This window comes from Brevibacillus ruminantium (genome assembly GCF_023746555.1).
Classification (GTDB): Bacteria; Bacillota; Bacilli; order Brevibacillales; family Brevibacillaceae; genus Brevibacillus; species Brevibacillus ruminantium.
In genome coordinates this window covers 4186334-4209118 of sequence record NZ_CP098755.1, presented here as the reverse complement: position 1 = coordinate 4209118, position 22785 = coordinate 4186334, and the positions used below count along the sequence as shown (strand labels likewise).

The following is a 22785-nucleotide window of genomic DNA, read 5'->3' as shown; positions in this document are numbered from 1 at the left end:
CTTTCCTATTCCTTGATTTGCGGGTCCAGCACGTAATACGTGAGGTCCACCAGCAGGTTGATTAGGACGTACCCAAAAGAGATGACAAAGGTAAAGCCCATGATCGCCGGAAAATCGAGAAAGGCGATAGAATCGACGACGTATTTCCCCATACCGGGCCAACTGAAGATCGTCTCGGTGACGACCGCTCCCCCCAACAGAGAGCCAAATGAGAGACCCACAACGGTTATCGTCGGGATCAGCGCGTTGCGCAAGGCGTAGCGGATCAGCAGGACAGGGCCGTGGATGCCGTTGGCCAAAGCCGTACGGATGTACTCCTGGCCCAGCACCTCCAGCATGCTGGAGCGGACCTGCCGAGTAACGACAGCAAGCTGTGCGAACGCCAGGGTTATGGCGGGCAAAATCAGGTGCCACAAGCTGTTGGTAAATGCAGCCCAGTTCCCCGTAAACAAACTGTCAACCAGATACAGTCCAGTGATGCGGGTCGGCGCCGGGACGGTCAGATCCAACCGGCCGCTGGACGGAAGCGCGCCGAGGAATTTGTAAAAGATCAGAATTCCAACCAGTCCGCTCCAAAATACAGGTGTGGAGATGCCTGCGATGGAGAAGAAACGGCTGATGTGATCCCAGGACGTATCCTTTTTGACAGCGGCGAGTACCCCCAGTGGAACCCCGATGATGATGGCGATGACAAAAGCGGTGATCGCCAGCTCGATGGTTGCGGGGAAAAAGGTGATCAGGTCATCAACGACCGGCTGCTGGGTGCGAATCGAGGTGCCGAAGTCACCTGCAAAAAGCCCTTTCATGTATGTAAGATATTGGACCCAGACCGGCTGGTCCAGGCCCAATTGACGGCGAACTTCTTGCAGTGTTTCCTCACTGGCGCGCTGTCCCACCATCATCCGCGCCGGGTCGCCGGGAATGACGTGGGAGAGAAAGAAAGTGATCATCGTCACTCCCAGAAGCACCAGCACCAGCATGGCGAGACGTTTCAGGATGATCTGTTTCATGAGGAAAGCACTCCTTCACGTAAGGCGTTATTTAGACATATCCGCCAGGTTGTAGATACCCTCCAGCATTGGGTTGAAGAGGAAGCCCTTCAGATTTTTGCTGATCGGCAGGAGGAAATCCTTTTGGTAGAGATAGAGATAAGGCGCATCTTCGATGACGATATTCTGTGCTTCCTTGTAGAGCTTTTCGCGCTCGGCTTTGTCGTTGATCGAGGCCGCTTTGCGTACCAGCTCGTCCACTTTGTCGTTTTTGTAGAAGGCGCGGTTGCCAGCCAAACCGAAGTTGACGGAGTCAAACCAGTAGTTCATAAACATGTACGGATCACCGAAGTCAGGACTCCAGACGCCGAGGGCGAGGTCGAATTCGCCGCTGTCAATCATCTCGCGGGAAGTGGCGTAAGCGATCTTCTTGAGATTCAGCTTGATGCCGATGTCAGCGAAAAAGGCTTGCAACGTGAGCGCTTCCGTTTCCCACCACGGCTTGTTGTCGGAGTACAACAGATCCAGCGTCAGGTTGGATGCGCCGGCTTCGGCGAGAAGCGCTTTTGCCTTTTCCACATCGCGCTTGTACTGATGGGCGGATTCATCATGCCCCCAGAGACCCTTTGGAATCGGACCGCGCATTTGCGTGGCGTAGCCTTCCTGTACGGATTCGGTCAGAGCGTCATAGTCGATGGAGTAGCTGAGTGCCTGACGCACCTTTGGATTTTTGAGCGCTTCATTGCCTTTGGACGAGTTGACGTAGACATAGTCGACAAACAAGCTGGGTTTCTGCAAAACTTCTACACCGGGCAAATCTTTAAGCGCTTTCAATTGCTCGTTGGAGATCCCCTCTGCAATGTCAATCTCGCCTTGCTCCAATTGCAGGCGCTGGGCAGTTGCATCCGGGACGATTTTAAAATAAACAGTTTGGAAGGCTGGCTTAACAGAGGAGTGTGGATTTACGGTGAGCTTGAGGTACTCGCCTTTTTTCCATTCGGTCAGCTCGTAGGGTCCGCTGCCCATTGTGTTGTTCGCCAGATAGTTTTGTCCGAGATCGCCATTTTGTTCTTTTTTCTTTACCTTCGGATTGACGATTCCGCCGTAGTTAGCTGCGAGGGTGGAGAGAAATGGCGGGAAGTTTTGCGAAAGGATGAAGGTAACGGATGTCGGTGAATCTACTTTCACTTCTTTGATCACGCTGTACACATCAGCGGGTCCTTTTTTGATTTCCAGTGTACGGTCGAAGGTGAATTTGACGGCTTCTGCCGTGACAGGTGTACCGTCGGCAAAGGTGTGGCCCTCCTCCAAGGTAAAGGTCCAGGTGAGACCATCCTCGCTGACTTTCCATTCCTTGGCGAGGCCCGGCTTTACTTCCGTCGATTCACCATCGTACTCAACAAGCCGTTCATAGGTGGGATAGGTGATCTTCCAGGCAGCATTGTCAAAGGTGACGGCAGGATCGAGCGTGCCCTGGTCGGCGTTGATTGCCACGAACAAGGTGTCCGTTACGGTCTTGGATGCGGGCGGCTCTGCTGGCTTGGCCGAATTGCCAGGCGGAGTATTCTGGGCTTGAGGCTGGGTCGCTGGTGAACTACACGCTGTCACAAGCATCGAAAACGTGAGCACGAGACTGGTTAAAGCGAATGACCATCTGCGCTTCAATGAAATCTACCCCCAATATTTGATAAATGAAATATATTTTTAATATATTGCAAATATTTCCGTGATTCAACCTCTTTTGTCAAATAAATGCAAAACCCCTCCGTACATGGCTTGTCCGCTGGTTCGTTTTGCCCAAGATAGCGTACCGTACTCAAAATGCCACCATTCTTTGGGGTAATTGACGAATCCGGCATCTGACATGAGGTGAAAGAGCAGACGTCTGTTGGCCCGGATCGCTTCGTCCCTCTGGCTGCCCGGTTGGATGCTTTCATAGTAGCGGGTAGCGGCTCGCTCGCTAAAATCATCAAAGTCGGTACCCATATCAAGCCAACCCTCGGGCCCCTCAATGGTAAGGTCGACGGCTCCACCTGAGAGATGGGGAGAGGGGCGGGTCACATCATCGCTTGGCACGGCGACAAATTTGCTCAGCTCGTTTTGCAGCAACTCGCCCTCCTGCCAGCCCTGCTTCAGTAATTTCTGTTTAAAGCCATCATAGAGGGAGGCTTGTACCTGGTAGGAGCGCCAACCGTCGAAAATCACGAACCGATAGCCGTCTGGCAATCCTTTCGCAGCCTCTGCCAGACGCAAGGCGGCACTTTTTCTCAGATACGCTTCAGGTGAGGTACCCGCATACCCTTGCTGGTAGTACATAGGGCAGATTGTGATTTTGTCAGACAGGGAGGAGAGGGGGAGCATGTCTTCCCCGCATTCTTTGAGCTCTGGAAATTCTGCGAGCTGACGCAGCTCCCGGGGAATCGGGATATCCTGTTTCAACAAAAATCACCTCCTGGTAGTGGATATGTTTTCCATCATCCTAGCAGAGAAAAAAACTTTAGTAAACTGCAAGTTTTTTTCATTTACTGAATTAAGAACAAAGAACATAAAGGCGGTGAATCTTGGAAGTCTAAAGGATGAGTGTAGGAAATACAAGCAGAACGAGGGGTTGGATATGGAGTTTATCTATGAGGCGATTTTGGTTTTGATGGTTGGCTATTTACTCATTCGGATCGCCGGCAAAAAAACCGTTTCGGAGATGACCGGGCTGGAAATCATTACTCTTTTGGCGGTGGCTTCCATGGTCAGTCACGCCATTTCCGGTGACGGGCTATGGAAAACGATCGCTTCTTTGTGCATTTTTGTAGGGGTATTAGTATCGATTCAGTACCTTTCCATCAAAAGTAATCTGGTGGAGAAGCTGATGATGGGATTCGCAACTCCGGTAATCAAGGATGGGCAGATATTGATTCCCAACCTGATAAAACTTCGTATGTCTGTCGATCAATTGGAGGGGAAGCTGCGGGAAAAAGGGGTGACCTCCTTGTCCGATATCAAGACAGCCACCATCGAAATGAGCGGGAATATCGGTTTTGAACTGATGAGACATGCGAAGCCGGTCACCATCGGCGAACTGGAAAAAATTCTTGCCCAGTATCAGATCACTCCCCTGGAGGTTGGATTGGAGCCTGGGCAAACACAGAAGAAGCCGGACGTCCCCGCTCTTCTCGCTCAATCCCCTCAAGCCCCTGAAGAGTGGGGAAACCTCTTTACCGAAGTCGTCGAATCCGGTCATCGCAACCCCATACCCCCCAAGCTCCAGTAATGCGCAGCTTGTTCTTTCTATCTTCCCCCACATTTGTTATGATGGTAGCAAAGCGCCAGTCTTGGGCTGGTTTACATAGGTTCATATCGTGCAAAACAGGTCTTTGCTTCATGCGCGCATGTATGCGCAGGAAGCGAAGTTAAAAGGGAAGTTTGGTGAAAATCCAACGCGGTCCCGCCACTGTAAGAGAGGAGTTTTCCTTCACGGCATTTGCCAGCCACTGCACCCCACTGGTGCGGGAAGGTGAAGGAAAGCAGCGATTCTCAAGCCAGGAGACCTGCCTGTATTTTGCGTAAGCACTGATTTCCTTCGGGTCAAAGGAAGAGGTGGATCGTTGTAGCGAACTTTCCGCGCTTTGTCTCCCTTTGTACCAGAGGGGGCAAGGCGCTTTTTCATTTTCGGCATCGGGGCCGTAGTGAGAAGAAGCATGCTTCCCTGCTCAGCTCCGTATTCCGCCCCGCGAGGAGGACTCACTGTCCGCTCCGGATCGATTCACGGGGGAGACGCAAAAGCAGAAACGCTCCGGGGTCATCCCAAGTTGCGCTCCTTTTTCCCGCGAATCGCCCCTCCGCTGGGTCGGGCTCCACAGTCGCAACGCAGGGAAACATGCTTCTTCCTCGGAACCGGTGCTTTTAAAAAAATTGTTCGGGTGAATGCTGAGATGGAAATGGAAGAAGAAAGAAAGAAAGAAAGAAGGAAGTAAGTATTTTGCTCTCTAAGGGTGAGACGTCAGATCCTTTGTAAGTCGGGGGAATCAATGAGCAATTGTTCCTCCGCAAATCGGACGTATTGATGAGAAGTTCCTCTGTAAGTCGGACGGAGCGATGAGTGAAATGCTCCTCAGTAGGTCAGACGTATCGAGTTTTCGGAAGCCAGATGTATCGAGGAGTGAACGTACTTCCAGTTTCGAACAAGCAAAATCTTTTACTTTTATCAAAAGTGGTCTTTCTTTTCAAGCTTTTACAAACAGGAAGGAAGCAAAATGTCTGGAGAAGAATCATGGTTCCCTGCGGTGCGACTGTGTAGCCCAACTTAGCGGAGCAGTGGATGGCGGGAAAAAGGGCCGCAACCTTGGGATGACCTCGGAGCGACACGGCTTTTGCGGACCCCCGCCAGCCGCTGTGGAGCGGACAGTAAATCCTCCCTTGCGGGCGGAATACGGAGCCAAGCAGGGAACCATGATTCTTCTCGCCACAGTCGCGGTGCAAGGACTTGGAGGGTGCAACCTCTAGCGTCAAAGCTCAGCAGACTACTTACTCATAATATACGATTCGTAGTATAAAACTCGCCAAGAGCGAACATAGGGAAGTGCTTTTCATAAAGAGGAGGGACTAGCATGAACAAGGCAGACAACAAACGGGGATTGCTATTGGTCTACACCGGAGATGGAAAAGGCAAGACGACGGCGGCTTTGGGCTTGGCTGTTCGGGCCACAGGCAGAGGAAAGCGCGTGCTGATGATCCAGTTTATCAAGTCGCCGGAGCGCACATATGGGGAAAAAATCATCTTTGACCGCCTGGGAATCGAAATGGTGCAAAAAGGCGTTGGCTTCACCTGGACCAAGACACCCGAGGAGCATCGCAAAGCTCTCCAGGAAGCGTGGTGCTTCGCCCGCGAAAAGGTGCTCGGCGGCGAGTATGATGTGGTGATTCTCGATGAACTCAACAACGCACTGGCCATCGACCGCTTCCCAATCGATGATGTTCTCCCGCTTGCAGATGTGCTGGAAACGGTGCGAAACCGGCCGCGCCACGTCCATCTTGTCATTACCGGCCGTAGTGCGAAGCCTGAGATCACGGAGATGGCCGACCTGGTGACCGAGATGAAACCGATCAAACATTATTACGACGAAGGCATCCCCGCTGTACTGGGAGTGGAATACTGATGAGCCTGCTGGAAAGATACGGCCATGGCGGTGACCTGCGGACGGCAGAAGAGCGATTCGGACTGGCGGGCGATGCTTTCCTCGATTACAGTGCGAATATTAATCCGCTTGGTCCGCCCGCCAAGGTTCTGGAAGCGATGAGTCAGTCGCTTTCGGCAGTGATTCGCTATCCTGACCCGGCCCATCGTTCATTTAAGGCAGCCTTGGCAGAGCAGCTTCGCATACCCGAGTCGTTCCTTTTGCCAGCAAACGGGGCCGCAGAAGCGATGGCTTTGGCAATATTGGCCCTTGGGCCGCAGAGAGTCGGCGTGGTAACGCCATGCTTTTCCGAATATGCCCAACTGTCAGGCCAATTCGGGGCACAGGTCATCGAATGCAGGGGTCTTGAGGAACATGATTTCAAGCCGGATATGGAAGAGCTGTACCAGCTTTTTCAAAAAGCGCAACTGGTCTTTATCGCCTCTCCGAACAATCCCACCGGTATCTTGTATCAACCGGAGGAACTGCTCAAGCTGGCTGCATGGACGGATGAAACGGATACTTATTTGGTGGTGGACGAAGCCTTCCTTGACTTTGTCGCCGTGGAAAAGCAATTTTCGCTGGCGGATCGTCTGGCCGACTTTCCCCGCGTCCTGCTGATGCGGTCGATGACTAAAATGTTTGCCATCCCCGGCTTGCGGCTCGGCTACGCCATCGGCCATCCAGAGCTGATCCGTCGGATGAAAGAGAAGCAAGTAAGCTGGAGTGTAAACGGTTTGGCCCTGCTCGCAGGAGAGCTATGTCTGCAGGAGTCCGCATACGAGGAACAGACTAGACTGCTCGTCGCCAAGGAGCGAGGGTTTCTCGCAAACGGCATACGCGAGCTGGGCTGGCAAACCTGGCCGGGAGAGGCCAACTTTTTGCTGGTGCGCTCGAAAGGCGAGCTGGATGCTGCGACCCTGCAGGAGAGAATGGGAAAACGAGGTATTTTGATCCGCAGCTGTGCGATGTATCCCGGATTGACGGACCATGATTTTCGCATCGCGGTACGGTCACGGTCGGAAAACGAACGATTGCTGCAAACCTTCCGTGAAGTAGCAGAGCAAGGGGGGAGGCATCCATGGGTCTGATACTGGTGACCGGCGGAGTCCGCTCGGGAAAAAGCAAGTTTGCCGAAGAAATGGCCCGGCAAACGGCCAACGAGGTTCTCTATGTCGCGACAGGTCGCGCCTGGGATGAAGAAATGCACCGACGAATCGAGCTTCACCGCCAGCGCAGGCCAGAGCAATGGGGCTTGTGCGAGATCGGGGAGCGCCTTTCCGACTCATTGGCAGAAGGCGGAAAGTATCCCGCAGTACTGATCGACTGTCTTTCCACCTGGGTCAGCGGACGCCTGATGGAGGTGCCCGAATCGAAGTGGAGAGATGAGCAGCTGACTCGCGAGATTCTGGATGAAGTGGAGCAGTGGCTGGATGCCGTCGATAAAAGCAAGCAAACCGTGATTGTGGTAACTAGCGAGGTCGGTCTGGGGGGCGTCGCGCTGTCGAAGCTCGGACGCTGGTTCGCCGATGTGCTCGGAGATGTGAATCAACGGACGGCTAAGCGTGCCGATACAGTATACGCCATACTCTCAGGCATTCCCTGGAGGATAAAAGGATGAATGCATTTTTTCACGCACTTGCTTTTTTCACCCGCATCCCGGTCCCGTGGCTGAAGCCTTCCGAAAAGGCCTGGCGGGAGAGCGTGGCCTGGTATCCGGCTGTCGGGCTGGTCATCGGCTGTGTTCTGTGGGCGGTTTATCAGTTGTCATTATGGGCGTTTTCGCCGCTGCTCGCTGCGGTTCTGACATGCGCGGTCTGGGTTTACATCACGGGAGGACTTCATCTGGATGGCTGGATGGACCTGGCCGATGGATTGGGCAGCAGCCGTTCACGTGAACGCATGCTGGAGATCATGAAGGACAGTCGCTCCGGAGCGATGGCCGTCTTGGCCGCGATTCTGCTGTTGCTGATCAAAACGGCCGGGCTGGTCGAGCTTGCGCCGCCATCGGTTGTACCTGCCCAAGTGATACATCAGGTCTATAGCGCTATTCTGTACAATACCGCGCATGACAACGCCTTGCTTGTCCGTTTATCGGCAGACTGGTCGATCCTGCTCTTGATCGTTCCCTTTGCCGCGCGCACCCATGTGCTGCTGGCTATTCGCTTCTGGCCGTATGCCTCTTCTGACAACGGCATTGGCAAAGGTATTAGCGAAGGGCTGCGACTCTGGCATATCGCCTTTGCTTATGTGATCTTGCTGGGGCTGTCCTGGTGGCTGGCTGACTTTCGAGCTGTGACCGCTGTACTTGTCTCGCTGCTATTTTCTCTCTGGTTCGCGCGCGGCATCACGCGGCGCCTGGGAGGACTTACTGGGGATTGCTACGGCGCCATTATTGAAAGCAGCGAAGCTGTGATGCTCGTAGTCCTTGCAGGGAGCTGGTGGGGATGAGATGGATCTGGATCAGGCATGGTGAGACCGAAGAAAATCGGCAGAGACGTTATCACGGTCATACCGATGCACCGCTGAATCAAGCAGGGATGGAGCAGGCACGGAAGCTGAGCAATTTGCTTGCTTGCGAGAAGCCAGACCTCTTTTATACCAGCGATCTGCTCCGCTCCAGACAAACGGCCGAGGGCCTGAGCGCTGCTTGGGGGATCGCTCCGACTCCGGTGCCGGAATTGCGTGAACTCTCATTTGGTGACTGGGAGCAGCTCACTTACGAGGAGCTGATGAGCCTGGCGGGCGAGCGGGCACGCCAGTGGTACGACGATCCGTTTCAGTACGCGCCTCCTGGCGGGGAGACTGTAGCCCAGTTGGGAAGTAGAGTAGACCGCTTGATCAAAGGTGTGCTGAGAAAGTTGAGCGATCGGGCTGAAGAACGGAATTCGGCAGATCAGGAGTGGAGCAAGGGGCGGCATCAGAGGCAGGGTCGGAAACCGGAGCAGACCGTAGTCCTGGTGACTCATGGAGGGGCTATCCGCTGGTTTCAGGCGGCGTGGATGCATGGCAATCCCCAGCTCTACTGGCAGATGACAGGCCTTGGACACGGGCAGGCGATGATCGTCAGGCAAACGGCTGACGGGTGGCGGCTGGTGACAGATTCAGGCAGAAGTGATTTTGGAGAAGAGAGTGAGACATAGATGATCATCGCCTTTTGCCTCATGGCGGCATACCTGACAGACCGCCTCGTGGGAGACCCGCGCAGCCTGCCTCATCCTGTCGTGATCATCGGCTGGTTCATAACCCGGCTGGAGCAAATCATCCGGCGCTTTGTCAGGCAAGCAGGCGGGCTTCGGGCAGCGGGATTGCTTTTTCCGCTCTTGATCGTGGGCGGAAGCTACGCTGCCGTCGCCGTACTGCTGTACGGGGCGTGGCTGGTTCACCCCTTGCTGGCGGTCGGACTGCAAATCTGGCTAATCTCCACGACGATTGCCACCAAAGGATTGGCAGATGCCGGACGGGAAATCTACGGCCATCTGCAGGACGGAAATCTGGTGCGGGCCAGACACTCGCTTTCCATGGTGGTCGGTCGGGATACGGAGCATCTGAATGAAGCAGAGATCAGCCGCGGTGCCGTGGAGACAGTCGCCGAAAATATCGTAGACGCCATCGTATCGCCGCTTTTTTACGCCGCGATTGGTGGGGCGCCGCTGGCGATGGCCTATCGCGCAGCCAATACGCTGGACTCGATGGTCGGCTACAAAAACGAGAAGTACCAGCATCTCGGCTGGGCCTCGGCCCGCTTTGACGATGTGCTGAATTATATACCTGCCCGCCTCACTGCACTCATTCTGCTGGCGGCAAGCTGGCTGCAAGGACTGGACTGGCGCCGCTGCGCCCTGACGATGAAGCGCGATGCCCATCTTCACCCCAGTCCAAACGCGGGTTTACCCGAGGCGGCTGTGGCTGGCGCATTGGGGGTCCAGTTGGGCGGGCTGAATTACTACCAAGGCGTAGCTTCCCATCGGGCAAAGCTCGGCGATCCGCTCCGGCCGCTCTGCGCAGCAGACATCAACGCCACCGTGCGGCTGATGTGGCTGGCTTCGGTCATCTGTGCGGTGTTGTTGACAGGAGCTGCGTACTTGTTGCACGGGTAAAAAATGACCAGAAACGCGTGTCGATTGGATTTGACCATTACATGGATAAACAACCTATCATGTTGAGCTTGGAAAGGGGGACTTCCTATGAGAGGCAAGCTGTTTGTGATCGGCTTTGGGCCGGGAAGCTTCGAACACATTACCAAACGGGCACGGGAAGCAATCGAAGAGAGTGAGATTATCATTGGGTATACCACCTACGTCGATTTGATTCGGGGGCTTCTTACCGATCAGGAGATTGTCAGTACGGGAATGACCGAAGAAGTGACGCGTGCGCGGGAGGCTGTAAGGCGTGCAGAAGCGGGCCAAAAGGTAGCGGTCATCTCCAGCGGGGATGCCGGCGTCTACGGCATGGCGGGCCTCGTCTATGAAGTCCTCGTGGAAAAAGGCTGGACCGAGGCAGAGGGCGTCGAGATCGAGATCGTCCCAGGGATCTCAGCGATCAACTCTTGCGGGGCCCTGCTCGGGGCTCCCATCATGCACGACGCCTGCACGATCAGCCTGAGCGACCATCTGACGCCGTGGGAGCTGATTGCCAAACGGATTGATGCTGCGGGCATGGCTGACTTTGTGATTGCCCTGTACAACCCGCGCAGCGGACGGCGGACAAGACAGATTGTCGAGGCACAACGCATCCTGCTGCAATACCGTTCGCCGGACACACCAGTGGGTATTGTGAAAAGCGCCTACCGCGAGAGAGAACACGTCGTCGTTACGACGCTGGCGGAAATGCTGAACCACGACATCGGCATGCTGACGACGGTGATTATCGGCAATTCGTCCACCTTTGTCTACGATGGCAAAATCATCACGCCGCGCGGCTATCAGCGGAAGTACACTCTGAGCACGGACGAACAGACTTTGAAGCCGCATCAGCGTCTCCGTCTGGAAAATGAGCCGTGGTCGCTGGAAGCGGCGGTGCAAAATGCGGAGGGTACGGCGGATAGCGGATCAAGCCAGGTTGCTGCAGGCACGGCAACGACACAGACAAAAGGCGCTCTGGCAACTGTGACACCACGGCCAGCAAGCGGCCTGTCAGTTGCGACATCACAAGCAACTGGCCTGGCAACAGCAACACCGCAAGCAACTGGTCTGGCGACGGCAACAACCCAAGCTGCTGGTCAGTCAGTAGCGGCATCGCAAGCGAGCAGTCTGGCCGTAACGCCGCCAGCGAGCAGTCCGGCTTCCGCTCCCAAGCTAAAGGAGTCAGATGAATCCCTTACGCCTTACGACTGGGCCGCACAGGCTTTGCAAGCGGTTAACGAAGCAAAAGGAATTGTAACGGAACCGCCAGCAAGTAGCGTTTCTGCGGCAGGTCCCAAAAACGCGGGTACTGTTTTTGTTCCGGAAATGATTTTTGAATGCGCAGTAAGCCCGGGTATCGCCAACAAGAAATTTACCCCGCAGCAAATGATGACGCTGGCCCAGGTGGCCGGAGAAAAGGGAGAGCTGGAGTATACGCCCCATCATCAAATCATCCTGCGCGTATCGACGAGCAATCCGGATGAAGTGACCACCCCGCTCCGCCAGCTTGGACTGATTTTGACCCCAGTCGGCGACGTGCTCCAGGTAAAGGCCTGCGATTTTTGTGACGGGGAGAAAAAAGACGCGATCCCGTATGCGGAGGAACTCCACCAGAAGCTGGGCGGACTGGAGATGCCCAAAGAGATGAAGATCGGCGTCAACGGCTGCGGGATGGCTTGCTATCGGGCCGTGCAGGAGGATATCGGGCTGGTTTTCCGCAAGGGCAAATTCGACCTGTTTCTGGGTGCAAAAACAGTGGGACGCACGGCTCATTCAGGGGTGCCGGTAGCTGAAGGAATCGATCCGGAAAATATCGTGCCGCTGATCGAGCGGATCGTGGACCGCTACAAACGGGAAGCATTTCCAAATGAAAGATTTAACAAATTTTTCCAGCGTGTAGGTGTGCTTGAGGGATTTGCTTGGCAAGAGGTGCCGATCCCCAAGATTGAAAACGCAGTCTGCGGCGATTGATGCAAAGCTACATAAATAACGAGGAGGAATCAGGATGGACGCTGTTTTGTTTGTCGGGCACGGGAGCAAGGACCCCGAGGGGAATGAAGAGGTTAGACAGTTTGTTGCTTCGCTGGCACAAGAGGTAGATGTGCCGATCCTGGAGACATGCTTTCTGGAGTTTGAGCGGCCTGACATGCTGCAGGGACTGGATACTTGCGTCAAACGGGGAGCTACTCGGGTAGCGGTCATCCCGATCATTCTCTTTTCCGCCGGTCATGCCAAGATCCATATCCCGGCAGCGATCGACGAAGCAAAAGCGAAGCATCCTCACGTGCAGTTCATTTACGGACGCCCTATCGGCATTCACGACGAGGTACTGAACATCCTGTCCACGCGGATGCAGGAGGCAGGTTTCTCCTCCGGCGAGGAGCATCAGGATACGGCTGTTCTGATCATCGGGCGGGGAAGCAGCGACGCGGATGCCAACAGCGATATTTACAAAATGTCCCGCCTTTTCTGGGAGCGCTGGAAGGCCAAGTGGGTGGAGACCGCTTTTATGGGCGTCACTTTTCCTCTCTACGAAGAAGGCATCGAGCGCTGCCTTAAACTGGGCGCGCGCCGCGTTGTCGTACTGCCGTACTTTTTGTTCACGGGCGTGCTGATCAAGCGGATGGCCGACCAGCTTGAGCAATTCCGCGCCAAATACCCGGAAGCGGAGTTTGTTCTGGCAGAGTATTTCGGCTTTCACCCACTCTTGAAGGAAGTGCTGAAGGACCGGATGGAAGAGGCTCTGTACGGCGAGGTAAAACTAAATTGCGATACCTGTCAGTACCGGCTGACAGCGATGGAGCATATCGACCATCATCATCACCATCACGATGATGACCACGGGCACCACCATCATCACCACCATCACCATGGCCATCATCACGACCACAGCCACGATCATGCGCATGATTACGATTACAGCCATGCTCACGACCACGATCACGACCACCATGAGCATGATCATAAGCACGGACATGACCACAGCCACGAACACGAGCATGTGAAAAAATAGGAGGGACGAGCGATGATTCTGGTACTGGCAGGAACCAGTGATGCACGGGAGCTGGCTCTTTTGATCAAGGAAAACGGCTATTCGCTTCTGACCACGGTCGTCACCGACAACGCCGCCAAGAGCATCGAAGAGGCTGGCTTGCCTGTGCAGGTCGGCCGTCTGACTGCCGAGGATATCGAAATGTTGATTCGCGAAAAAGGGTTTCAGGCAGTTGTCGACGCCAGCCACCCCTATGCCGAGGAAGCCTCGAAAAACGCGATGGCCGGAGCGCAGGCTGCGGAGGTGCCATACATCCGCTATGAACGCGAAAGCTTAGACTCGCCTCGTCACGACAAGATCATTTTTGCTGAGGATTATAAGCAAGCGGCCGAAATCGCTGTAGAAAAGCGCGGCGTGATCATGCTGACAACAGGCAGCAAAACGCTGAAAATCTTCACCGACCGGCTGCTCGGATTGCCTGACACAACGCTTGTCGCCCGGATGCTGCCACGCCTCGACAACATGGAAAAATGCGAGGAGCTGGGCATTGAGCAGAAGAACATCGTAGCCATGCAGGGGCCTTTTTCCAAGGAGCTGAACAAAGCCCTGTACGATCATTATGGCGTCACGCTGATGATTACCAAAGAAAGCGGCAAAGTAGGCGCCTTTGATGAAAAGGTAGAAGCTGCCCTGGAAATGGGCATCGAGACGATTGTCATCGCCCGCCCGAAAATTGATTACGGCACCAAGTTCTCCGATTTTGCCGGAGTGATCGGTGAATTGAAGCAGCTCTTGCCTGTGCCGCAATCATCGGAAGTCTAAGGGATTTGATTCAAGCAAAACAGTGAAGGAGGAGTTGGCTATGGACTTTCGCACGGAATTCAAGCCTTTGACCGTACAACCGCAGGAGATTGAGGAAAAAAGCTTTCAAATCATTACGGAAGAGCTGGGCGAGCATCCTTTCACGGAGGAGCAATACCCGGTCGTGCAGCGCGTGATCCACGCTTCGGCTGACTTTGATCTGGGACGCAGCCTGGTTTTTCACCCTGACGCGGTCAAAGCGGGGATTCAGGCGATCCGCAGCGGAAAAATTGTCGTTGCCGATGTGCAGATGGTGCAGGTTGGCATCAGCAAAAACCGGATCGAAAAATTCGGCGGTGAGGTAAAGGTGTACATCTCCGACAAGGATGTCATGGAGGAAGCAAAGCGCCTCAATACCACGCGGGCGATTATCTCCATCCGCAAAGCGATCAAGGAAGCAGAGGGCGGCATATTTGCCATCGGAAACGCGCCGACAGCCCTCCTGGAGCTGATCCGTCTGGTCAAAGAGGGGGAGGCCAAGCCCGGCCTGATCATCGGGATGCCCGTCGGCTTCGTGTCGGCGGCTGAATCCAAAGAAGAGCTGGCGAAGCTGGATATTCCGTTCATCACTAACATCGGGCGCAAAGGCGGCAGTCCTGTGACAGTAGCCGCGCTCAATGCAATTTCTCTGATGGCAGAACGGCAGGGATAAAACATGGCGGGGAAAGCGACTGCGGACGAAAAGGAAGCAAAACCATTACGTCACGGCTATACAACCGGTTCGTGCGCCACAGCAGCCACCAAAGCGGCGCTTACCGCCTTGATTTTGCAGGAAGAACAGCGCGAGGCGACGATCCGTCTGCCGATTGGACAGGACGTGACGTTTCAGATGGAGAGCTGTGCGTACGATACACAGTCAGCAACAGCCGGCATCATCAAAGACGGCGGGGATGATCCGGATGCGACGCACGGCGCCTTGATTCTTAGTAGGGTAAGCTGGCTGGCTGAGCCGGGTATTGTTCTGGACGGAGGGATCGGCGTCGGTCGTGTCACAAAGCCCGGTCTGCCCGTGGCGATCGGAGAGGCGGCGATCAATCCCGTCCCGCGCAAAATGATCCTGGAAACGGCCCAGTCGGTACTCGATCAGTACGAGATCAAACGAGGCATCAAGATCGTCATTTCCGTGCCTGCGGGCGAGGAAATTGCCAAGAAGACCTTGAACGGACGGCTGGGAATCATCGGGGGCATCTCCATACTCGGGACGCGCGGGATCGTCGTGCCGTTTTCCACCTCCGCTTACAAGGCCAGCGTGGCGCAAGCGATCAATGTCGCGCAGAAGATGGGCTGCCGCCATATTATCCTCTCCACCGGGGGCAAAAGCGAACAGTTCGGCATGTCGCAATACCCGGAGCTGCCGGAGGAAGCCTTCGTCGAGATGGGGGATTTCGTCGGCTTTGCCCTGAAGCAATGCAAGCTGAAAGGGATCGAAAAGGTAACCCTCGTCGGAATGATGGGTAAATTTTCCAAGGTAGCCCAAGGCGTCATGATGGTCCACTCCAAAAGCGCACCTGTCGATTTTGGCTTTCTGGCGCAGCTCGTTCAGGAGGCGGGGGCGCCGGAAGCGCTTGTGCAGGAGGCAAGAGAAGCCAATACCGCTTCCCAGGTGGGAGACATGATGGCAGAATATCCGGCCTTCTTTGAAAAGCTCTGCGAAAGCTGCTCGCGCCAGGGACTGCGGGAGGTAAACGGCGGCATGGAGATCGAAACCATGCTGATCACGATGAAAGGAACCCTGTTGGGAAAGGTGACGGTTCATGACACAGGCGATGAAAGTAATTGGAATCGGTGATGACGGTGTGCAAAGCCTGCTGCCGTTGTACCGGACGTGGATTGCGGAGAGTGAGCTGTTGATTGGAGGAGAGCGGCATCTCTCCTTTTTTTCGGATTATCCTGGGGAAAAGCGCGTACTGAAAGGCGGCCTCTCCGCCATCATCGAAGGACTGCGCGAGGAACAGCGAAAAACAGTCATCCTCGCTTCCGGCGACCCGCTTTTCTACGGGATCGGCAGTCTGCTCGCGAAAAAACTGAAGGTGGAAATCTACCCGCATCTCAGCTCGATTCAGCTCGCCTTTGCCAAAATGGGCGAGGCGTGGCAGGATGCCTCTTTTCAAAGCGTTCACGGGCGCAGCATCAAGGGGCTGGCCCAGCGGATCGACGGGAAGGAAAAAGTAGCGCTGCTGACCGATCAGGAGAACAATCCGGCAGCGATTGCCCGCTATTTGCTCCGCTTCGGAATGACCGAATACGATGCCTTTGTCGGGGAAAATCTGGGCAGCGCCGAGGAGCGAACCGGCTGGTACACGCTAGAAGAGATGGCCGACAGCGTCTTCGCTGAGCTGAACGTGGTCATCCTGCGAAAACGGCGGCTCAGTCCCGTGTGGCCCCTGGGAATCGCGGACGAACAGTTTTCCCAGCGCAAACCGGATAAGGGACTGATTACGAAAAAAGAAGTGCGGATTCTGAGCATCGCACAGCTCCAGCTGCACGCCAAAAGCGTCGTCTGGGATATCGGCACCTGCACCGGTTCCGTAGCCATTGAAGCGGCCCGCATCGCCAGAGAAGGCGAGGTCTATGCGGTCGAGAAAAACGCAGACGATCTGGCCAACTGCCATGAAAATATGGCGAAATTCCGTACTGATATCACCACTGTCCACGCCAAAGCGCCAGAGGGCCTGGAACAGTTTCCCGACCCGGACGCGGTCTTTATCGGAGGCAGCGGCGGTGAACTAAGGGAGCTGCTCGGCATCTGCTGCAGCCGCCTGAAGCCAAACGGACGAATCGTGGTCAACGCGGCAACCATCGAGACCTTGTACGAAGCGACGCAGGCATTTGCTGCAGAAGGCTTCGAGACATCGGTCACGCTTGCCCAGCTTGCACGGAGCAAGCCGATTCTCTCAATGACCCGCTTTGAGGGGTTAAACCCGATCTATATCATCACCGCCTGGGCCAAGCAGGAGGAGGAGCAAGGAGGAGACAGCAAGTGACAACTATCGGTACACTTTACGGCATCGGCGTCGGACCCGGCGACCCTGAGCTGATCACGGTCAAAGCATTTCGACTGCTGCAGCAATCACCTGTCGTCGCCTATCCCAAGAAACGGATGGGCAGCAAAAGCTACGCACACCAGATTTGCGAGCTGTATGTCAAGCCAGCGCCTGACAAGGAGATGCTCGGGCTGGTTTTTCCCATGACCAAGGATAAAGAGATTCTGGAGCGGGAGTGGAACAACACAGCCGATCTCGTTTGGGAGAGATTGCGTGAGGGCAAGGATGTCGCTTTCGTGACGGAAGGCGATCCGCTCTTTTACAGCACATTTATCCACATGCTGAGGATCATGAACGAAAAATACCCCGAGGTGCCCGTCGTAACGGTGCCGGGAATCTCATCGTTTCTCGGTGCGGCAGCCCGGCTCAATCTGCCGCTTGCCGACGGTGATGAACAAATCGGAATCATTCCGGCCACTGAGGATCGCGAGGCGATGCGAAAGGCGCTCTGGGAGCATGATTGCGTGATCTTTTTGAAAGTAGCCAAGGTTCTCCCGATGATCATCGGGCTGCTGGCGGAAATGGACCTGGTGGACAAAGCAGCCGTGGCGACCAAAGTAACCTCCGCGGAGGAAATGATCTGGACCAATGTCCGCGAGCTGGAGCGGGCCGAGCTTGGCTATCTTACGCTGATGGTGGTGAAAAAGGGATGAAGCTGTACATAGTTGGCGCAGGACCGGGCGACCCGGATTTGATTACAGTAAAAGGCTTGAAGCTGCTTCAATCTGCAGATGTCGTGCTGTACACCGATTCGCTGGTCAATGACGAGCTGGTCGCAAAGGCAAAGCCGGAAGCGGAGGTGCTGCAAAGCTCCGGCATGGCGCTGGAAGAGATGGTTGGGCTCTTGATCGACCGTATCCGTCAGGGAAAAATGGTCGTTCGTCTGCATACTGGCGATCCGGCGGTATACGGAGCGACGATGGAGCAGATCGCACTGTTAAAAGAAGCGGGCATTGAGGTGGAAATCGTGCCTGGTGTTAGCTCCGTCTTTGCGGCGGCAGCGGCGGTGGGTGCAGAGCTGACGATTCCGGAGCTGACCCAGACGCTGATCCTGACCCGTGCGGAGGGACGCACGCCTGTGCCCGAGCGGGAAAAGCTGCGCGCTTTGGCGGAGCATCATTGCACCATCGCGCTCTTTTTAAGCGCCACTCTGACGAAAAAAGTGGTGCGGGAGCTGACAGAGGCGGGCTGGAGTCTGGATACGCCGGTAGCCGTGGTGCAGCGGGCAAGCTGGCCCGACCAGCTCATCATCCGCACGACGCTGGAGCATTTGGATGCGGATATGGGCAAAAACGGGATTCGTTCCCACGCGATGATCCTGGCCGGCTGGGCGCTGGACCCGGACATTCACGCAAAAAGCGAGCAGCATCGCTCCAAGCTGTACGATAAAACCTTTACGCACGGGTTTAGAAAAGGTGTGAAAGAAGGATGATTATCGAGCTGACCGAAGGGGTAATCCCGGCCATCAGACAACGCGGCGAGTACGCGATCGTGGCGATCACCAAGCACGGTGTGGAGATGGCCCGCGACCTGCACCAGCGCTTTCCCGGTACGGACCTGTATTACATGAGCAAATTCGCCCGCGGGGACGAAGAGGCAAAAGGCATCCAGCTTTTCGCCAACAGCGTGCGGATGCTGTTTCCCGCCCTTTGGCCCGCTTACAAGGGATTGATCCTGATCATCTCTTTGGGCGCGGTTGTACGGATGATTGCCCCGGTTTTGCAAGATAAAAAAACAGACCCTGGCGTCGTCGTCGTCGATGATCGGGGAGAAAATGTCATCAGTGTGCTTTCCGGCCATCTCGGCGGTGCCAACGAGCTGACCAAGGAAGTGGCAGCCGTGCTGGGGGCAAACGCGATTATCACGACCGCCTCCGATGTGCAAAAGACGATCCCCGTCGATCTCTTCGGCCGCCGCTTCGGCTGGGAGTGGGAGTCGGACGAGAAGCTAACTCCTGTCAGTGCTTCGGTGGTAAACGAGGAGCCGGTGGCTGTGGTCGTGGAGTCAGGCGAGCGCAACTGGTGGATGCATGACACGCCAATGCCTCCTTCGATTCAGGTATACGAAACAATTGCCGCTGCGCAGGCAGCCAAGCCGCATGGCGCACTGGTGGTGACCCACAGGCTGCTGACGCCCGAGGAAGAGTCGATTCTCGATAACGGCGTTCTATATCGGCCCAAGGTGATCGTGCTGGGCATGGGCTGCAACCGGGGCACATCAGCCGAAGAGATCGAAGCGGTGATCCGGGAAACACTGGAAGAGCTGCGCTTCTCGATCAAGAGCGTAAAGGCGCTGGCTACGATTGAGCTGAAAAAGGATGAGCAGGGACTGCTGGAGGTCTGCGGCAAATACGGCTGGCCGTTTGTCTGGTATTCGCCGGAGGAGCTGAACAGTGTCACGCTGGAAGAGCCGTCGGAGACCGTGTACAAGTTTACCGGCGCTTACGGCGTGAGCGAACCGGCGGCGAAGCTGTTTGCAGGCGTCGATCAGCTCGTGCTGACCAAGAAAAAATCGGGCAACGTCACCATCTCGGTGGCGCTGATGCCATACGGAGGGGAGGGACGGCCATGAGTACGAGTCGTCGCCTCGTCATCGCCGGTACGGGAAGCGGTGCGGGAAAAACCACTGTCACCATCGGACTGATGGCCGCACTGAAGCGCAGGGGCCATGTCGTCCAAGGCTTCAAATGCGGTCCCGACTATATTGATCCGACCTACCATACAGCCGTTACCGGGCGCGTCTCGCGCAATCTGGACAGTTGGATGCTGGATCATCATACGATGAAGGAAATTTTTGCACGAGGCAGTAACGGTTCCGATATCGCCATCATTGAGGGCGTCATGGGCATGTACGACGGCAAGGACCCGACCAATGACAAAGGGAGCACGGCGGAGATCAGCATCTTGACGAAGACGCCTGTTTTGCTGGTCATTAATGCGCAAAGCATGGCCCGCAGCGCCGCTGCCATTGTCAAAGGCTTTCAAATGCTGAATCAGCAGGCGCGCATCGTCGGCGTGATCGCCAACAAGGTGGGCAGCGAGGGCCACTACAAAATCGTCAAAACGGCAATCGAGCAGGAGTGCGGCGTGCCTGTGGTCGGCTACCTGAAGCGGGAGAGCGACCTGGAGATTCCCGAGCGGCATCTCGGGCTGGTTCCCTCTGTGGAGCGGGGCGAGCTCAATCCATTGTTTGAGCGTTTGGCTGAGCTGATTGCCGATACGGTCGATCTGGATCAGATATGGGAGCTTGCCAAAACAGAGCCGCTTTCTGTAGAGCCGCGGATGTTTGCCGCAGTACCGCTTGGCGAAGCGGGGCATCCACCATCTGAAGCAGCGGGAGAAGATCTGGTGAAAATCGCCGTGGCCAAAGACCCGGCTTTTCATTTCTACTACCCGGAGAATTTCGAGCTTTTGCAAGCGTATGGCGCAAAGCTGCTGTTTTTCTCTCCTCTCGCCGGAGAGCCTGTCCCCGAAGATGCAGATGGCCTGTACATCGGCGGCGGTTTCCCGGAGGAATTTGCAGCGGAGCTGTCCCGCAATGAAGCTGTTCTGGCGTCCTTTCGCAAGGCGATTCGCTCCGGTCTGCCTACACTCGCCGAGTGCGGCGGTTTTATGTACCTGACTGAAGCGATCGAGACGACAGATGGCAGCAGCTACCCGATGGTCGGCCTGATCAAGGGCAAGGTGACGATGCAAAAACGGCTCGCGGCGCTCGGGTACCGGGAGATTACGGGAACGGCAAACAATTTTCTGCTCGGATCGGATGAACAGGCGAAAGGCCATGAATTTCACTATTCAATCTTTGCTGCCGATTCTGAACTCCCCTGCGCCTATCAGACCAAAGGCATGCGGGGAAGCAAATCAGAGGGCTATGCCCAGGACAATCTGGTGGCTGGCTATACCCATCTACATTTTGCCTCCAATCCAGGACTTGCCAAGCGTTGGGTAGAGCGTTGCCGGGAGGTGAAAGCGGGTGGCTGATCAGCCCATTACGGATCGGGCAGTCTCTGGCCAAGGTGTTTCGGACCAATCCGTTCCCGATCAGGTAAGCACTACTTCAGCAGTTTCCGCTTCTGTCGGAACGAGGCCGAAATCGTTCACCACTCTGCCGCTGATGATCCAGGGAACCAGCTCGGATGCGGGAAAAAGTGTGATCGCAACCGCTTTTTGCCGGATTTTTGCCCAGGATGGGTACAGGACAGCCCCGTTTAAATCGCAAAATATGGCGCTCAATTCCTACGTAACCATCGACGGAAAGGAAATCGGCAGGGCCCAGGGGGTGCAGGCAGAGGCGGCGGGAATCATTGCCACGACCGACATGAATCCGATCCTGATCAAGCCCACCCGGGATGCCGAATCGCAGATCGTCGTCAACGGCGAGCCGTATGGAAACATGAAAGCGATGGCCTACCGTACGGAGTTTTTTGATCAGGGCTTGCGGGTGATCGAAGAGGCGTACCGCAGGCTGACAGAATCGTATGAGCGGATTGTGATCGAGGGAGCGGGCAGCCCGGCGGAAGTCAACCTGAACGACCGCGAGCTGGTCAATATGCGGGTCGCCCGCCTGGTCAACGCGCCGGTGATTCTCGTCGCCGATATCGAGCGGGGCGGCGTCTTTGCCAGCCTCGTCGGAACCCTGCAGCTTCTGGAGCCGCAAGACCGCGAACGGGTCATCGGCGTGATCATCAACCGCTTTCGGGGGGATCTCTCGCTTTTGCAACCAGGGCTTGCGTGGTTCGAAGAGTACACCGGAGTGCCGGTGCTCGGGGTCGTTCCCTATATTCCTGATCTCTGGATTGACGCGGAGGATTCGCTGATCCTGCACCGCTATCAGGGAAATGTGGAAAAGACGGGCGAGATCGACATTGCCGTGATTCGCTATCCGCGCATCTCCAATTTTACCGATATCGATCCGTTTTTCGTGGAGCCGGATTGCCGGGTCCGCTTTGTCACCCGTACGGAAGAGCTGGGTGAGCCTGACCTGATCATTTTGCCTGGGAGCAAAAACACCCTGGAGGATCTGCTTTTTCTTCGGGAAACCGGATTGGAGCAAGCAATCCTCACTTTACATCAGAGCGGACGTACCTTCTTGGCCGGGATTTGCGGCGGCTATCAGATGCTGGGCAGCGCGATACATGATCCGGCTGGCGTGGAGTCTCCGTTGAAAACGGCACCCGGCATCGGCTTAATTCCGATGGAAACGACGCTGAAAGAGCAGAAGACAACGGTGCTGTCACGGGGGACGGCAAGGCTGGGCGGCAGCCAGATCGATGTGGAAGGCTACGAAATCCACATGGGCCAGTCGCATTTCACACAGCAGTGCTCTCCGTTTATCCAGATGCAGGATCGCACGGACGGGTACTGCCAGGAAGAGCGGCAGGTGCTGGGTTCCTACTTTCACGGGTTGTTTCACAATGATCCGCTCCGGATGCGCCTCTTGAATCTCCTTCGCGAGAAAAAGGGACTCGCTCCGATCACCCAGCGCCCTTCCTTCGTCGCCTTGAGAGAACAGGGCTTTGAGCTGATTGCGGAAACGGTGAGAAAGCATGTGCGTATAGACAGAATCGAAGAGCAGATGAGAGCTTTTCAGGGGAGTGAATAAATGTGA

The 22785-nt window shown here is 55.6% G+C and carries 21 protein-coding genes and 1 riboswitch; of the genes, 18 read left to right on the top strand and 3 right to left on the bottom strand.

The features are described 5' to 3' along the window. Positions 1 to 5: 5 nt before the first annotated feature. The 3 genes from NDK47_RS20715 to NDK47_RS20705 all read right to left on the bottom strand — a co-directional run bounded on the left by NDK47_RS20715 (position 6) and on the right by NDK47_RS20705 (position 3428). Positions 6 to 1010, bottom strand: coding sequence for an ABC transporter permease (locus tag NDK47_RS20715; RefSeq protein WP_251871659.1), 1005 nt, complete (start codon positions 1008 to 1010; stop codon positions 6 to 8). Positions 1011 to 1037: 27 nt separating this feature from the next. Further along, positions 1038 to 2654, bottom strand: a complete 1617-nt coding sequence (locus NDK47_RS20710) for an ABC transporter substrate-binding protein (protein WP_251871658.1) — start codon at positions 2652 to 2654, stop codon at positions 1038 to 1040. Between the two features lie 66 nt (positions 2655 to 2720). After that, a complete protein-coding gene (locus tag NDK47_RS20705; RefSeq protein WP_251871657.1) occupies positions 2721 to 3428 on the bottom strand; it encodes a M15 family metallopeptidase in 708 nt (235 codons plus the stop codon). A 175-nt stretch (positions 3429 to 3603) separates the two neighbouring features. Here NDK47_RS20705 and NDK47_RS20700 point away from each other — a divergent pair, with 175 nt between their 5' ends. From NDK47_RS20700 to NDK47_RS20615, 18 genes are all read left to right on the top strand, one after another. Next, positions 3604 to 4254 carry a DUF421 domain-containing protein gene (locus NDK47_RS20700; RefSeq protein WP_251871656.1) on the top strand — a complete coding sequence of 217 codons (651 nt, stop codon included), beginning with the start codon at positions 3604 to 3606 and terminating at the stop codon, positions 4252 to 4254. Positions 4255 to 4334: 80 nt separating this feature from the next. After that, a riboswitch (cobalamin riboswitch) is annotated at positions 4335 to 4553 on the top strand. Positions 4554 to 5590: 1037 nt separating this feature from the next. Further along, positions 5591 to 6139, top strand: coding sequence for a cob(I)yrinic acid a,c-diamide adenosyltransferase (cobO, locus tag NDK47_RS20695; protein ID WP_251871655.1), 549 nt, complete (start codon positions 5591 to 5593; stop codon positions 6137 to 6139). Beyond that, on the top strand, positions 6139 to 7248 hold the full coding sequence (gene cobD, locus NDK47_RS20690) for a threonine-phosphate decarboxylase CobD (RefSeq protein ID WP_251871654.1): 1110 nt from the start codon (positions 6139 to 6141) through the stop codon (positions 7246 to 7248). Before cobO ends, cobD begins: the two co-directional genes overlap by 1 nt. Beyond that, on the top strand, positions 7239 to 7778 hold the full coding sequence (gene cobU, locus NDK47_RS20685; RefSeq protein WP_251871653.1) for a bifunctional adenosylcobinamide kinase/adenosylcobinamide-phosphate guanylyltransferase: 540 nt from the start codon (positions 7239 to 7241) through the stop codon (positions 7776 to 7778). The genes cobD and cobU overlap by 10 nt, the downstream gene beginning before the upstream one ends. Beyond that, positions 7775 to 8608, top strand: coding sequence for an adenosylcobinamide-GDP ribazoletransferase (locus NDK47_RS20680; RefSeq protein WP_251871652.1), 834 nt, complete (start codon positions 7775 to 7777; stop codon positions 8606 to 8608). The genes cobU and NDK47_RS20680 overlap by 4 nt, the downstream gene beginning before the upstream one ends. Beyond that, a complete protein-coding gene (locus tag NDK47_RS20675) occupies positions 8605 to 9300 on the top strand; it encodes a histidine phosphatase family protein (RefSeq protein ID WP_251871651.1) in 696 nt (231 codons plus the stop codon). The genes NDK47_RS20680 and NDK47_RS20675 overlap by 4 nt, the downstream gene beginning before the upstream one ends. After that, positions 9301 to 10257, top strand: coding sequence for an adenosylcobinamide-phosphate synthase CbiB (gene cbiB, locus NDK47_RS20670; RefSeq protein WP_251871650.1), 957 nt, complete (start codon positions 9301 to 9303; stop codon positions 10255 to 10257). Positions 10258 to 10344: 87 nt separating this feature from the next. Continuing rightward, entirely contained in the window at positions 10345 to 12252 is a 1908-nt protein-coding gene (gene cobJ / locus NDK47_RS20665; protein ID WP_251871649.1) for a precorrin-3B C(17)-methyltransferase, read from the top strand. A gap of 34 nt (positions 12253 to 12286) precedes the next feature. Further along, a complete protein-coding gene (locus NDK47_RS20660) occupies positions 12287 to 13294 on the top strand; it encodes a sirohydrochlorin chelatase (protein ID WP_251871648.1) in 1008 nt (335 codons plus the stop codon). A 12-nt stretch (positions 13295 to 13306) separates the two neighbouring features. Continuing rightward, entirely contained in the window at positions 13307 to 14095 is a 789-nt protein-coding gene (gene cobK / locus NDK47_RS20655) for a precorrin-6A reductase (RefSeq protein WP_251871647.1), read from the top strand. Positions 14096 to 14135: 40 nt separating this feature from the next. Beyond that, positions 14136 to 14786: a precorrin-8X methylmutase gene (locus tag NDK47_RS20650; protein ID WP_251871646.1), complete on the top strand. Its 651-nt coding sequence runs from the start codon at positions 14136 to 14138 to the stop codon at positions 14784 to 14786. A gap of 3 nt (positions 14787 to 14789) precedes the next feature. Beyond that, positions 14790 to 15923, top strand: coding sequence for a cobalt-precorrin-5B (C(1))-methyltransferase (locus tag NDK47_RS20645; RefSeq protein ID WP_251871645.1), 1134 nt, complete (start codon positions 14790 to 14792; stop codon positions 15921 to 15923). Then, on the top strand, positions 15889 to 17118 hold the full coding sequence (gene cbiE, locus NDK47_RS20640; protein WP_251871644.1) for a precorrin-6y C5,15-methyltransferase (decarboxylating) subunit CbiE: 1230 nt from the start codon (positions 15889 to 15891) through the stop codon (positions 17116 to 17118). Before NDK47_RS20645 ends, cbiE begins: the two co-directional genes overlap by 35 nt. Next, positions 17115 to 17831: a precorrin-2 C(20)-methyltransferase gene (gene cobI / locus NDK47_RS20635; protein ID WP_251871643.1), complete on the top strand. Its 717-nt coding sequence runs from the start codon at positions 17115 to 17117 to the stop codon at positions 17829 to 17831. Before cbiE ends, cobI begins: the two co-directional genes overlap by 4 nt. After that, the gene (gene cobM, locus NDK47_RS20630) at positions 17828 to 18610 is read left to right on the top strand and encodes a precorrin-4 C(11)-methyltransferase (RefSeq protein WP_251871642.1); all 783 of its coding nucleotides are present in this window, start codon (positions 17828 to 17830) and stop codon (positions 18608 to 18610) included. Before cobI ends, cobM begins: the two co-directional genes overlap by 4 nt. Next, on the top strand, positions 18607 to 19749 hold the full coding sequence (locus NDK47_RS20625; protein ID WP_251871641.1) for a cobalt-precorrin 5A hydrolase: 1143 nt from the start codon (positions 18607 to 18609) through the stop codon (positions 19747 to 19749). Before cobM ends, NDK47_RS20625 begins: the two co-directional genes overlap by 4 nt. Further along, positions 19746 to 21158, top strand: coding sequence for a cobyrinic acid a,c-diamide synthase CobB (locus NDK47_RS20620; RefSeq protein WP_251871640.1), 1413 nt, complete (start codon positions 19746 to 19748; stop codon positions 21156 to 21158). The genes NDK47_RS20625 and NDK47_RS20620 overlap by 4 nt, the downstream gene beginning before the upstream one ends. A gap of 133 nt (positions 21159 to 21291) precedes the next feature. Continuing rightward, positions 21292 to 22779, top strand: a complete 1488-nt coding sequence (locus NDK47_RS20615; protein ID WP_251876299.1) for a cobyric acid synthase — start codon at positions 21292 to 21294, stop codon at positions 22777 to 22779. Positions 22780 to 22785 lie beyond the last annotated feature (6 nt).